Origin of the sequence: Gemmobacter aquatilis, from assembly GCF_900110025.1 — a bacterium.
In the GTDB taxonomy this organism is placed as follows: Bacteria; Pseudomonadota; Alphaproteobacteria; order Rhodobacterales; family Rhodobacteraceae; genus Gemmobacter; species Gemmobacter aquatilis.
Genome location: NZ_FOCE01000023.1, coordinates 1 through 12,704, shown reverse-complemented (window position 1 = coordinate 12,704; position 12,704 = coordinate 1). Strand labels below are relative to the sequence as shown.

The following is a 12,704-nucleotide window of genomic DNA, read 5'->3' as shown; positions in this document are numbered from 1 at the left end:
CGGCTTCATCCTTGGACATGCAGAGCCGACGACAACCGGGAAATATGGGATCATGCCGCAAGGGATGCTGGAACAGCGGGTGGAACTGGTGAACGCGATTGCCTACCCCGGCCTGAACTTGGATCATCTGGCGGCGTGATACTATAACAAAACCCTTGCGGGCGGATTCTGCGCTGTGGTATTATGATACCGTAGTGCAGTTAACGAGTTCCCCATGGGTATCATGTCCAGCCTCGCCCGCGTTGTCGGGCGGGGCGCTTCTGAACAGAAGTCTATCCGCCTGACCGACCCCGAAGCGCTGGCGCTGTTCGGGGTTCTGCCCGCCACCTCGGGCGCCAGTGTCACCGCCGCCAGTGCCCTGCGGGTGCCTGCCGTGCGCCGGGCGGTGTCGCTGATCGCGGAATCTGTCGCCACGCTGCCGTTCAAGACCTACAGCGCCGACAAGGCCGCTGCGAAGGATCACCCGTCTTATGCGCTGGTGCATGACTGGGCAAACGACTGGACCAGCGCCGAAGACCTGCGCGAACTGCTGACTGCCGACGCGCTGCTGACCGGCCACGGTTTTGCGCAGGTGATCCGCAATGACGCAGGCAGGCCGCTGGAACTGCACCGGATGGACCCCGGCGCCGTGACGGTGGAACATGACGGCTTCGGCGAACCCTCTTACCGGGTGCGGCTGACGGGCGGCGGCACGGTGGTTCTGCCCTTTGGCGATGTGCTGCATATCCAGAGCCTGCGCGGGGTGTCGCCGATCACGCTGGCCCGCGAGGCTATCGGGCTGGCGCTGGCCGCTGAACAGCACCTTGCCGGGTTCTTCAAGAACGGTGGCCGCCCCTCGGGGGTGATCCTGCACCCGAACAAGCTGGACGCCGAAGCCCTGAAGAAACTGGCGACAAGCTGGTTCAAGTCGCATGGCGGCGAACAGGCCGGTTCAACCGCGATCCTTGACGAAGGCATGACCTTCCAAGAAATCGCGGCGAAGCTGGCGGATGCCGAGTTCTCCGAAGTGCGCCGCGAACAGGTGCGCGAGATCGCCCGCGCCTTCAACGTGCCGCCTGCGCTGCTTTACGAATTGTCGCGCGGCACATGGTCGAACTTCGAACAATCGCACCGCGACTTCCTGACCGGCACCCTGCGGCCTTGGATTGCCCGGTGGCAGGCGGCCTATACGCGCGTCCTGCTGCCGCCCGCCGACCGCGCCCGGTTCTATATCGAGGCCACGCCCGATGATCTGCTGTCGGTGGAGTTCGCCGCCCGTGCCACCGCCTACAGCCAATACCGGGCCATGGGCGCCATGGCGGCAAACGAGGTGCGCGCAGGCCTGAACCTGCCGCCGCTGCCCGGTGGCGATGTGCTGGAAAACCCCTTCACGACAACTGGTGCTGCGCCTGCGCCGATCAAGGAACCCCAAGATGACTGACCTTATCACCCATCGCGCCTTCTTCGGCGACGGGGAACATGCCTTCACCCTGACAGACCCCATGCTTATGGAACTGGAAAAGATCACCGGCCTTGGCGCCGGGGCGCTGTTCTTCCAGATGCTCGCCCTGGGCTATCCCGCCGAATACCTGCGCGAGATCATCCGCCTTGGCCTGATCGGCGGCGGCATGGCCCCGGAACAGGCCAAGCGCCTGTGCGATACCTACGCCGTGAACCGCCCGCTGGCCGAAGTTCTGGGGCTGGCATGGGAAATCATGTCTGCCCGGTGGAACGGCAAGGCGGAACAGGTGACGGCATGACCGATCGGCTGGAACTGAAGGCCGCGCTGTCGGTATCGGATGCGGGCGAGATCACCGGCCTTGCGTGGCCCTTCGGCACCCCCGACCGCGTGGGCGATGTGATCGAGAAAGGCGCCTTCACCGGCCCGGACACATTGCCCATGCTGTTTGCCCACGATCAGGCGCAGGTGATCGGGATCTGGGATCAGATCGCGGAAACCCCCGAAGGCCTGACCGTGAAGGGCCGTCTTCTGGTGGACGACGTGGAACGCGCCCGCGAAGTCCGCGCCATGGTGAAGGCGGGCGCGGTGTCGGGCCTGTCTATCGGCTTTGTCACCAAACAGGCGAAGCGTCACCCGCAGGGCCGCACGATCAGCGCCCTTGCCTTGCATGAAATCAGCATTGTTGCCGTCCCGGCCCATCCGGGCGCGCAGATTACCTCTGTCAAATCCGTAACGAGTGAGACCATGGAAAACGAAGAAAACCAAACCCCGGCCAATGCGCCGCAGATCGACATGAAGGCCTTGGAGGCTGTTGCGCAGCGTCTGGACAAGCTGGAAGCCAAAGGCAACCGGCTGGGTGCCCCCGCCATTGTGCAGGGCGAACCCGACAAGAAGGCCTTTGTCAGCTTCCTGCAAACGGGCCAGATCGACCAGAAGGCGCTGACTGTCGCCGCCGACGCACCGGCCTATGTGCTGGCCCCGGAAGAAACCTCGGGCGAGTTCATCCGCAATCTGGTGGAGTTCTCGCCCATCCGCAGCATTGCCGATGTGCGCACGACCGCCAGCCATACCGTTTTGCTGCCGAAGCGAACTGGCATCACCAACGCCCTGTGGGTGGGCGAGACGGCCACCCGCACCGCCTCTGAACCGACCTTCGGTCAGATGCAGGTGGATGTGAAGGAACTGGCAACCTTTGTGGACCTGTCGCTGCGGATGCTGGAAGATTCGGGCAATGCCGAAGCCGAGGTGCGGCTGGCACTGGCCGAAGACTTCGGCGCCAAGGAAGCCGCCGCCTTCGTGAACGGCAGCACCGCCGAGGCACCGCAGGGCTTCATGGTCGCTGCCGGTATCGCCGAGACGAACAACGGCCACGCCACCACGCTTTCGGCGGATGCGCTGGTGCGGCTGCTTTATGCGATGCCTGCGACCTATCGCAACCGGGGTGCATGGGTGATGAACGGCACCACGCTTGCCGTGATCCGCACTCTGAAAGACGGCAACGGCAACTATCTGTGGCAGCCGTCCTATCAGGCAGGCCAGCCTGAAACCATTCTGGGCCGCCCGGTGGTGGAAGCGCTGGACATGCCGAACATCGCCAGCGGTGCAACGCCGATCATCTTCGGTGACTTCAAGGCCGGGTATCGCATCTATGACCGCGTGGCGCTGGACATTTTGCCCGACCTGCTGACGCAGCGCACCAGCGGCCTTGCCCGCTTCCACGCCCGCCGCCGCGTCGGGGCCGGGGTGGTGCGGGCGGATGTGTTCCGCAAGCTGAAGATGGTCGCCTGATCCATGTCTGTCGCGCTACAGCCCGCCGCTGAAATCCCCCTGCGCTGCGGTGCCCATGCCGTGACGCTGCGGGCCAGTCTGCGGGCGGCTGTGGCGCTTGAAGCCCTGCCGGGCGGTATCGCCTCCCTTTGGGATGGTGTCGCCCGGCAGACCCTGACCGCGCTTCACGCGGTGATCCGCGCCGCGGCCACCGACAAGGCCGATGCTGAAAGCCTGCTGACCCATGCCGCCCATCTTCCGCTGGTGCAGTTTCTTGGTCCTGCACAAGCGGCCTGCCTCGCCCTGCTGTCGGTGGTTCTGGATACCGCGCAGGGCGAGGCCAGCGCCAGCACCGGCCCGCGTATTCCGCTGCGCCAGTTCCTCACCGATCTGTTCAGCCTTGCGACAAGCTGGCTGCACTGGCCCCCGTCCGAAGTCTGGAACGCCAGTCTGGCCGAGATCGCCGCCGCATTGGACGCGCAATCCGACCGCGAGTTGCGCCTTGCCGGGATCACGCCCGAGACCCGCGCCGACAAGGCCGAACAGCGGCAAGCCAATATCGCCGCCGGTCTGGACCCTGATTTTGACCTTGCCGCTTTCGAGGCGCTGCAAGCCCGCCTCGGGGTGTGACATGCCGAACCCGCCCCGCCTGTGTTCCTGTGGCAAGATCGTGCCCGCAAGCCGCCCCTGCGCCTGTCAGATCACCAGCACCCGCGCCCGTGGCCGTCGCCATGACGCCACCCGCCCGAACAGCCGCCAGCGTGGCTATACGCGCCACTGGGAAAAGGCCCGTGCCGCCTTCCTGCACCTGCACCCGACCTGCGCCCTGTGCGGCGCTGCGGCGGTGGTGGTGGATCACATCACCCCGCACCGGGGCGACACCGCGCTGTTCTGGAACTGGAACAACTGGCAGGCCCTGTGCGGGCACTGCCATAACAGCGTCAAGCAACGCGCGGAACGGGCGGCAGCATGACCGCCAGCCCGGAACAGAGCCTTTGGCAAGATGTGCTGATGCGCGCCATCACCGATGCCCGGCTGCAACCGCCGCGCAAGCCACTGGGCGAGAACGCCGTGTCCGAAGCCCTTGACGCCCGCCGCTACCTGACCACGCCGAGCAAAGACCTCGCCATGGTCTGCATGTTCGCCGGTGTGGACATGGACGCGCTGGTGGACAGGATGCGGGTGCAGGTGGCGAGGGCACCGAAGGTGGGGTGAGTTACCGGCGAGGATGCGAATTGTCGATTGTTTAAAAGGGGCAGCTATTTCAGTCAAAGAAAATGCAGTCCATCTTTTTTGGAGGGGCATCCCAGACATAGTGATACTCACCTTCATCAAGCTGGGCGCACTCGATGCCCGGTAATGCCTCGCCAGATTTGTTGGTGATGACTTTAGATGCAGTATAATTCCAAAAAATTCTAGCTTTTGGATCACGCACAAACCTACTTGTGTTCACTGCGCCACAAGACCCAGAGGGAGAAGATTCTACAGTCCAAACGTCATCTGAAATCTTAACAAATTCTTGATTATACTTGTTAACCATGGGCCTGCACGTTTGAGTTCCCCGTAAGTAGCCGTCATAAATAATCGGTTCAAAGTTTTCCTTTGTTGGATTCGCGCAGCTTTTTCGACTGCTTTCAGCAAGGTTTGCGGCTCTCACCCTGTCGTCACTTACGAAGATGCGCAACTGTTCATCAATGGCAGGATTGATGTCGCTGCCCAGCGCAAGTTCTAGATTCTTAGCCATTTCACACGCCATGGCCTGCACTTCTTTAATCTCGCTTGAATTCTCTTTTGGCCATGCCGCTACGAAATCACTCTTAACCTTATCCCATTGTCCTAGCGGCTTGTCTTTACTTATTAAAATCTGAACAAACTCACAATTAATCCGATTTTCATACTCTAGTTCGCACTCAAATGACATGATATCGCCATCAGAACTACCAATCATTGTTCCGCTGAGCGGTTGCGACTGCGCTAAAGAAATGGATGGCGCTAGGATGAAAAATAGGAGCCATAGTGTCATCTGGGAAGCCGTGAATTTCATTGGTGTTTATCCTCGCTTTGCATAAGCTGTATAACCCACTGTTACGCATATGGATACGAACAGTATACCTAGCCGGGGGCACCCTTCAACCTTACCCCCTCTCAGGGAACCGGCGTGTGGTCCTGCGCGCAAGACAGGCCCGAATATAACTTTTCCTGATGAATCCGGCGTGTTATATCATAACAAGTGATGAGTGCTTGTTGTGAGTAACCCCTATGCCGCTTTCCCTCGCCCTTGTCCGGGCGCATCTGAACCTTGACGACGACCGCGATGCCGATCTGCTGATCCATTACGCCAATGTGGCCGAAGCATGGGTGCAGGCCTATACCGGCCTGCCCTTTGACGCAGGGAACGCGCTGATGGCGCAGTCGGCGCTTCTGATGGTGGCCCACCAGTATGAAGCGCGCGAAGCCGTCACCTTTGCCAGCGCTTACCAGCTTCCGTTCGGGGTGCATGATCTGCTGTCGCCCCTCAAGACCCGCGTCACCGGCTATCAGCCCGAACCCGAGGCTGCCTGATGGCCCGCTATGTTCAGGGAACTGAGGCGCTGACCCGGCGCCTGCAAGCGATGCCGCAAGCGGTGCTGGAAGCGCTGAACCCGGCGCTTGCCAGATCGGCGCAAGAGATCGCCGCCGACGCCAGCGCCTTGGCCGAAACTTCCCGCAGCACCGGCGCCCTGATCGCCTCTATCGACGCGACCGCACCGGGCGAGACAACCCCGGCCTATGCGTCCGATGGTGGCCGCCGCACGGCAGGGGATGGGGAGGCCTTCGTCACCGCAGGCGAACCCGGCGCCCGGCATGGTCATCTGGTGGAGTTCGGCACCGACGCCCGCCAGCACCAAGACGGCACCAGCACCGGCACCATGGCGGCGGAACCCTTCCTGCTGCCCGCGTGGCGGCTGAACATGAACCGCGTGAAGGCGCGGCTTCGCCGGGTGATCCGTGCCGAAGTGCGAAAGGCCGCCAAATGATCGAACCGGGCTTTGCGCTGCAAGCGCTGATCGGGGATCGGCTGGCGGCTGATCCTGACATTACCGCGCGGGTGAACCCGCTGAACATCCGTGCCGGGATGATCCGGCCTGACCAGATGCCTGCCATCGTGCTGGCGCCTGCGCGGGTGCGGTTCCTGGGCCATGCGGCGGGCGGGCAGATCATGGCCGAGGTGCGGCTGCTGCTGCATGTCTGGGCTTTGGAGGATGGCGCGCAGGCGCAGGCGGTGGCCGGTGCGGTGATGCGGGCCATGATGGATGCGCCCGAGGCCGAGGGCTTCGCAATCGACGCTTGGGCGCGGCCTGAACTGGTATGGATGCGCGACCCCGACCCGGCGCGGGCACATACGCAAGGCGTGATCGCCCTGACTGCCGTTCTGCGGTGGAGGGCGGCGTGATGCAAAGCGGAAAGCTGCAACACCGGATCGACCTGCAACGGCAGACGGAAACCCTCGGGCCGGGGCGGGTGCCGGTGCAGACATGGGCGACCTATGCCAGCGGCAGGGCCGATCTGCGCCAAGCGGGCGTGTCAGAGTTCCTGACAACCTACGGTGAAGGCGTCACGAACAATGCCGTGTTCCTGCTGCGCTGGCTGCCGGGCGTGTCCGTCGCTGATCGGGTGCTGCATGGCGGCAAGGTCTGGAACATCGTCGCCATTGCCGAGATCGGGCGCCGCAAGGGCTTGGAACTGCGGGTGGTGGCGGCATGAGCAAGCACCTTCGCGGGGTGAAGCCCAAGATCGCCGCCGATCAGGAACCCTTGGCGCGGGTGCCGAAGGCGCCTTCTTACTTCGGTGTCTATGCGCGGGCGGAATGGAAACGGGTTCTGCCGGTGCTGGTGGCCCGGCGGGTGATCTGTGCTGCCGATCTGGCGCAGGTGGAGACCTATTGCTGCATGGCCGGGCTGGTGCGCCAGATCGAGACCGAACGCCAGCTTGCGGGCGGGGCGGTGGATGTGAAGCTGTTCGGGGTGCAGAACCGGGCCGCGCAGACCGCGCGCCAGATCGCCGCCAGCCTCGGGCTTGATCCTGTCAGCCGGGCGCGGCTGGGAACCGCGCCCGAAACTGAGGATGACGACGGGAGCCCATTATGCGTGAACTAGATCGAGGCCATCCGCTGCTTAAGGTGGCGCCGCTGATCGTCAGGAAGCGTTCTGGCGACAAGCAATATCATATCCACAAGTTTTTGGTGCAGATCGGCGTTGGTATCGGAGGCCTGCGGTTCGCGGAGAACGTTTATCCTCGCAACCCGGCTCGGAACCTTACCGAAAGTGTCGAGATAGCTGGCGAGTTTTTCGTGAAGTGTCCCCGAGAGTGCCGATGTCGTCGGCACTTCATCGAACCATTCTTGAAGCTGTTTCTCGGTTTTCCGTCCGTCCAAGCCGTTGTCGGGATCAAGAAATGTCGCGGCATCCATTTCGTGGTAGCCAATGAATTTAGATGCTCCAAACAGCCACTTACCAGAGTGGTCTTTGCAAGCATACCATGCCCGCACATGGGAAAGCCGATCTTCAATGGATCGCGCTTCATTCTGAAACTTGTGAATCATATCAACAGCTTCTTGTCTGTTGGTTACCAGTCGCGCCATAATGTCATCTCCTTGGTCTTGATCACTATCGTAATCAGTTACTTCAACGTATTCATGAATACAATGAATAGTAATGTGGCGTCAACATGATTCGCTCGAGTTCTGGTGCCAGCACCTTCCCGGCATGGATCAATGACGGATCGCCCATCGCTGACCCGCTCGGGCATGGCGAACGGGCCGTGACCTTCCTGCGGCGGCTCAAACATCCGAACAGCACCGCGCCGGGGCGGACCTTCCAGCTTTACGACTGGCAGGAACGGATTGTGCGGCGCATCTATGGCCCGAGGAACCCCGATGGCAGCCGGATCGTCAAAACCGTAATGCTCTTGCTGCCACGCGGGAACCGCAAGACCAGCCTTGCCGCCGCGCTGGCGCTGCTGCACCTGTTCGGGCCGGAATCGCGCGCCGCCGGGCAGGTGCTGTTTGCGGCCTGCGACCGTGAACAGGCGTCTATCGGCTTCAAGGAAGCGGCGAACATCATCCGCGAAGACCGCCGCCTGCTGCGGGCGGTGACGATCCGTGACGCCTTCAATTCCAAGAAACAGATCACCTTCGGCAAGAACGGCAGCACCCTGACCGCGCTGGCATCGGACGGCGGGGCCGCACATGGCCTGACGCCTTCCTTCACCTTGATTGACGAGATTCACGCATGGCGGGGCCGCGACCTGTGGGAGGCGATCAAGAGCGGGCAGGCCAAGACCGATGACACGCTGATGGTGATCGCCACCACGGCGGGGCGCGGGGCCGAGGGGCTGGCCGCCGATCAGTTCGCCTATGCGGTGCAGGTGGCGAAGGGCGAGATCGTGAACCCCGAGTTCCTGCCGGTGCTGTTCATGGCCGAACCGGAAGAGGATTGGCAGGACGAAGACGTATGGCGCAAGGTGAACCCCGGCCTTGTTCATGGCTTTCCGTCGCTGTCAGGGCTGCGGGCGCTTGCGAAAGAGGCCGAGGGCAACCCGGCGGAACTGGCCAGCTTCAAACAGTTCAACCTGAACATCTGGCAGGCGAACAGCCGCAGCCCGCTGTTCGACCTTGCCACCTATGACGCCCGCGCCTTCGCAGATGACGACGCCGACCTTGACCAGCTTCCCGCCTATATCGGGGTGGACATGTCGCAATCGGGCGACCTGACGGCTGTTGCCATCGCCTTTCGCCATGCCGATGGGCAGGTGACGCTTCGGAACACCTGTTTCGTGCCCGAGGCCGATCTGGCAGGCCGGGCGCATCGGGACCGCGCGCCTTACCGGCAATGGGCCGATGATGGCGTGATCCAGCTTTGCCCCGGCGGGGTGATCGACCAGAAGCAGGTTGAAGACCATGTGCGCGACCTTTGCGCCCGCTATGACGTGCAGGAAATCGCAGTGGACCCGGCCTTGGCGCGGGTGCTGTCACAGAACCTGTCGGATGATGGCCTGCCGGTGTTCACCCATCCGCAAAGCGCCGTCATCATGTCAGAGGCGACCGGGAACCTGATCCGCACGGTTCATGGTGAGATGATCCGCCATGACGCCGACCCGCTGCTGCGGCTGCATTTCGATAATGTGGCCGTGTCCACCAATCCACAAAGCGGGCTGGTGCGGATGCACAAGCAACGCTCCACCGGGCGCATTGACGCGGCGGTGGCATCGGCCATGGCGGTATCCCGCGCCGTGACCGCCCATCACAAGAAATCCCGCTATTCAGACCCGGACGTTCTGGGGCTGGTGCTGTTGTAAGAGGTAATGAGTATGGCCGAGGCCGATATGATGGGGCTTATCGTCAAGCTGGAGGCGCAGACGCGCCAGTTCCAGCGCGACTTTGCCCGCGCGACCAGCATTCACCAGAAGGCTGCGGCGCAGATGGAACGCCGGGCGAAGGAAAGCGCCGAGCGTATGGGCGCGGCCTACGGATCGGTGGGCAGCCGCATCGCCGCCGCCTTGGGCGAGATCCAGCTTCCGGGGCTGGGGGTGGGTCTGGCCGGTCTGGCCGGTGCCGGTCTGGGGGCGGGCCTTGGCATCGCCGCCGGGCAGATCAGGCAGACGGTGCGCGGGATTGCCGAGATCGGCAACGCAGCCGCGCGGGCCGGGGTGCAGGCGGAGGCCTTCCAGCGCTGGCAGTATGTGGCGGAACAGAACCGCATCGGGGTTGACGCGCTGGTGGACGGGTTCAAGGAACTGTCGCTGCGCGCCGATGAGTTCATCATCACCGGCCAAGGCCCGGCGGCAGAGGCGTTCGAACGACTGGGCTTCAACGCGACCGATCTTGCCGCCCGGCTGAAAGACCCGTCCGAACTGATGCTGGAAATCGTCAAGCGGATGGAAGGGCTGGACCGGCCTGCACAGATCAGGGTGGCCGATGAGGTGTTCGGCGGCACCGGCGGCGAACGCTTTGTCGAACTGCTGGGCAGGGGCGAGGCCGGTATCCGGGCCATGATGGACCGCGCCAGCGTCTTGACCGCCGATCAGATCGCCAAGGCCGATGAGCTGGACCGGCGCTATACCGCGCTGACCGCCAACATTCATCGGGGCTGGCAGAGTGCCGCCTTGGGCGCGGCGGACTTCCTTGCGCAGATTCTGAACCTTCAGACCGAAAGCGACAAGCTGGCGGCGGGCGATCTGTTCCGCAACCGCGATCAGGCGCCGCAGCTTCTGGGCGATGGGGTGACGCAGGCGCTGGACGGCAACGGGCAGGCCGTCGCCGATCATGCGCAAGAGATTCAGGGGCTGTTGACGCTCTATGAACGCTTCGGTTCCGAGGCCGGGGCGCTGGCGCCGATCCTGCAACGCTTCTCGGGCGATCTGCGCCGGATGGGCGAGGAAGGGCCAGCGCAGGCGCTGTTTGAGGCTGCGCAGGGGATGCAGCGGCTGAACACGCAACTGGACGCGGGCGAGATCAGCGCGGGCGATTTTGAAGCGCAGATGGCAACGCTGATCCAGAAGGCGCAGGATGCCTTCGCCGCCCTGGGCGATATTGACGATGCGCGCTTTGGCCGGGTGATCGAACGGCTGGGCGGGCTGTGGTCTTCGCTGGAAAGCCTGCGCGCCAAGGCCCGCGAGGTGCGCGAGGCGCTGCCGGGTGGTGCGCTGCCGATGGACAAGGGCACCCCGCTTACGGTGCCTGCGAACCCCTATGACCTGTTGCCGCCCGGTGAGTTCGCGCCTGCGTCTTCGCCCCGCCCGCAACAGCGCCCGTTTGAACTTGGGATGCCTGACCCTGAACCGGCGGGTGGCGGTGGTGCAGGTGGTGGCCGCACACAGGATGACTACGCGCAGGCGGTGGAAGCCCTGACCCGCGAAAAGGCCGCACTGGATGCCGAGGCGGTGGCGCTGATCGCCGCAGCCAAAGCCGGGGAAACCTATGCCGAGGCTATCGAGGTGGCCCGCAAGCGCGCCGAACTTCTGGCGGCGGCGCAGCGGGACGGCAAGGCGATCACCCCGGAACTGACTGCCGAGATAGACCGGCTGGCCCGGTCCTATGCCGCTGCCGGTGCGCAGGCCGAGGCCGCCGCCGTCCAGATGAAACAGGCCGAAGATGCGTCAAAGCGCGGGGCCGAGGCGATGGGCGATCTGTTCACCGGCATCCTGTCGGGTTCCATGTCAGCCGAGGAAGCGCTGTCTTCGCTGTTGATGCAGATCGCCAGCGCGCAGATGCAAAGCATGGTGATGGGCATGATGGGCGGGGCCGCTGCCGGGGGCGGCGGTTCTTTCCTCGCCACCTTGGGCGGGCTGTTGATGGGCGTTCCGATGTTCAGCGCCGGGGGCTATACCGGCCATGGCGACAAGTTCGAACCGGCGGGGGTGGTTCACAAGGGCGAGTTCGTCTTTTCGAAAGAGACGGTGCAGCGCTTTGGTGCTGACAACCTCGCCAGACTCCACCAGAGCGCCCGTAGGGGCTATGCCAGCGGCGGGCTTGTGGGTGAGGCTGGCAAGGTGGCACGGGCCACCAGCGCGCGTTCTGTGGACTCTGTGAAGGTGCCCGCCCCGGTGGTGACGATCAACGCCCCGGTGACGGTGAATGCCAGCGGCGGCGATGCGATGCAGAACGCCGACCTTGCGAAACAGATCGCCAGCGAAATGGATGTCACCCTGCGCGCGGTGGTGCAACAGGAACTGCAACGGCAGATGCGCCCCGGTGCCCTGCTGAACCGGGGCAGGGTCTGAGACTCCACAGGAAGCCCGCTGGGCGGCCTTGTCGGGCGCCGGGTGCATCGGGTGCCCGGCGGGGGTAGATGAGTCTGTGCGGGCCGCCTCATGGACTCTGGCGCGGCACGGCGGGTTCGGGGGCCGGGTGTGCTGGTTCGGGTGCGCGGGTTCGGGTGAACCGGGCAGGCCTATAGTTTGAACCGGGGAAGGGTATGTAATCAGAACTTTCCGGCTTCGTATGAACCGGGGAAGGGTATGGAAGAAAAATGGCCGTTACTATGATTATTTATAAGTAAGTTACTTAGAATGATATATAATACGGCCAAAATTCTTCCATCCTTTCCCCGGTTCCAGACTGGTTTACCTTCCCCGGTTATGATTCGAGTAACGGCCAAATTTCTTCCATATGCACCTGCGGTTCCATATCTATGTAACGTCCAATATTCTTCCATTTACGGGTTTACCTGACAACCCGTTTCCGGTATGTTCTGGCATGTCCCATCCCAAGAGGTTGCCATGCCCTACATGCTGAAACTGCCTGACGAACGCGGCGAACAACTGCGCCAGATCGCTGCCGCCAAGAACAAGACCGTGCCCGAGGTCATCACCGATTACATCCGCGCCGAGATCGACGCCCGGACCATCCCTGCCGACCTGCCCGGCGTGGAGGTCAAAAAGGCGCCCGAAGAAATCAAGATCATCATGCCCGGCTTTGAAGGCGCGGTGCCGCTGTCGCAGGTGCGCGTCCTGACCA

The 12,704-nt window shown here is 63.2% G+C and carries 16 protein-coding genes; 14 read left to right on the top strand and 2 right to left on the bottom strand.

What is annotated here, in order from left to right:
* Positions 1-214 precede the first annotated feature (214 nt).
* Genes BMX43_RS19060 through BMX43_RS19035 form a run of 6 tightly spaced genes read left to right on the top strand, consistent with a single transcriptional unit; the run spans position 215 to position 4,423 of the window.
* Positions 215-1,420, top strand: a complete 1,206-nt coding sequence (locus BMX43_RS19060) for a phage portal protein (protein ID WP_245749543.1) — start codon at positions 215-217, stop codon at positions 1,418-1,420.
* Complete coding sequence (locus tag BMX43_RS19055) at positions 1,413-1,739, top strand: gene transfer agent family protein (protein WP_091303776.1); 327 nt, start codon at positions 1,413-1,415, stop codon at positions 1,737-1,739. Before BMX43_RS19060 ends, BMX43_RS19055 begins: the two co-directional genes overlap by 8 nt.
* Positions 1,736-3,229 (top strand): phage major capsid protein, encoded by a 1,494-nt coding sequence (locus BMX43_RS19050; protein ID WP_091303773.1) that lies wholly within the window; start codon positions 1,736-1,738, stop codon positions 3,227-3,229. Before BMX43_RS19055 ends, BMX43_RS19050 begins: the two co-directional genes overlap by 4 nt.
* A gap of 3 nt (positions 3,230-3,232) precedes the next feature.
* Positions 3,233-3,838, top strand: a complete 606-nt coding sequence (locus tag BMX43_RS19045) for a hypothetical protein (RefSeq protein ID WP_091303770.1) — start codon at positions 3,233-3,235, stop codon at positions 3,836-3,838.
* A gap of 1 nt (position 3,839) precedes the next feature.
* On the top strand, positions 3,840-4,181 hold the full coding sequence (locus tag BMX43_RS19040; RefSeq protein WP_091303768.1) for an HNH endonuclease: 342 nt from the start codon (positions 3,840-3,842) through the stop codon (positions 4,179-4,181).
* A complete protein-coding gene (locus BMX43_RS19035) occupies positions 4,178-4,423 on the top strand; it encodes a hypothetical protein (protein ID WP_091303767.1) in 246 nt (81 codons plus the stop codon). The genes BMX43_RS19040 and BMX43_RS19035 overlap by 4 nt, the downstream gene beginning before the upstream one ends.
* 49 nt (positions 4,424-4,472) lie before the next feature.
* Here BMX43_RS19035 and BMX43_RS19610 read toward each other — a convergent pair whose 3' ends face one another.
* Positions 4,473-5,252: a hypothetical protein gene (locus tag BMX43_RS19610; protein ID WP_139201639.1), complete on the bottom strand. Its 780-nt coding sequence runs from the start codon at positions 5,250-5,252 to the stop codon at positions 4,473-4,475.
* Positions 5,253-5,467: 215 nt separating this feature from the next.
* Here BMX43_RS19610 and BMX43_RS19030 point away from each other — a divergent pair, with 215 nt between their 5' ends.
* From BMX43_RS19030 to BMX43_RS19010, 5 genes are read left to right on the top strand one after another with little or no spacing between them, the layout of a single operon-like run.
* Complete coding sequence (locus BMX43_RS19030; RefSeq protein WP_091303766.1) at positions 5,468-5,770, top strand: head-tail connector protein; 303 nt, start codon at positions 5,468-5,470, stop codon at positions 5,768-5,770.
* A complete protein-coding gene (locus tag BMX43_RS19025) occupies positions 5,770-6,225 on the top strand; it encodes an HK97 gp10 family phage protein (protein ID WP_091303760.1) in 456 nt (151 codons plus the stop codon). The genes BMX43_RS19030 and BMX43_RS19025 overlap by 1 nt, the downstream gene beginning before the upstream one ends.
* Positions 6,222-6,641, top strand: coding sequence for a tail completion protein gp17 (gp17, locus tag BMX43_RS19020; protein WP_091303757.1), 420 nt, complete (start codon positions 6,222-6,224; stop codon positions 6,639-6,641). The genes BMX43_RS19025 and gp17 overlap by 4 nt, the downstream gene beginning before the upstream one ends.
* Positions 6,641-6,952, top strand: coding sequence for a head-tail adaptor protein (locus tag BMX43_RS19015; protein ID WP_245749544.1), 312 nt, complete (start codon positions 6,641-6,643; stop codon positions 6,950-6,952). The genes gp17 and BMX43_RS19015 overlap by 1 nt, the downstream gene beginning before the upstream one ends.
* Positions 6,949-7,344 carry a P27 family phage terminase small subunit gene (locus tag BMX43_RS19010; RefSeq protein WP_091303754.1) on the top strand — a complete coding sequence of 132 codons (396 nt, stop codon included), beginning with the start codon at positions 6,949-6,951 and terminating at the stop codon, positions 7,342-7,344. The genes BMX43_RS19015 and BMX43_RS19010 overlap by 4 nt, the downstream gene beginning before the upstream one ends.
* Here BMX43_RS19010 and BMX43_RS19005 read toward each other — a convergent pair.
* The gene (locus BMX43_RS19005; protein ID WP_139201638.1) at positions 7,341-7,829 is read right to left on the bottom strand and encodes a hypothetical protein; all 489 of its coding nucleotides are present in this window, start codon (positions 7,827-7,829) and stop codon (positions 7,341-7,343) included. The genes BMX43_RS19010 and BMX43_RS19005 overlap by 4 nt on opposite strands.
* Positions 7,830-7,915: 86 nt before the next feature.
* Here BMX43_RS19005 and BMX43_RS18995 point away from each other — a divergent pair, with 86 nt between their 5' ends.
* The 3 genes from BMX43_RS18995 to BMX43_RS18985 all read left to right on the top strand — a co-directional run.
* Complete coding sequence (locus BMX43_RS18995; RefSeq protein ID WP_091303748.1) at positions 7,916-9,544, top strand: terminase large subunit; 1,629 nt, start codon at positions 7,916-7,918, stop codon at positions 9,542-9,544.
* A 12-nt stretch (positions 9,545-9,556) separates the two neighbouring features.
* On the top strand, positions 9,557-11,968 hold the full coding sequence (locus BMX43_RS18990; protein ID WP_091303746.1) for a hypothetical protein: 2,412 nt from the start codon (positions 9,557-9,559) through the stop codon (positions 11,966-11,968).
* A 498-nt stretch (positions 11,969-12,466) separates the two neighbouring features.
* A partial coding sequence (locus BMX43_RS18985) for a hypothetical protein (RefSeq protein WP_139201637.1) occupies positions 12,467-12,704 on the top strand: 238 nt, incomplete at its 3' end.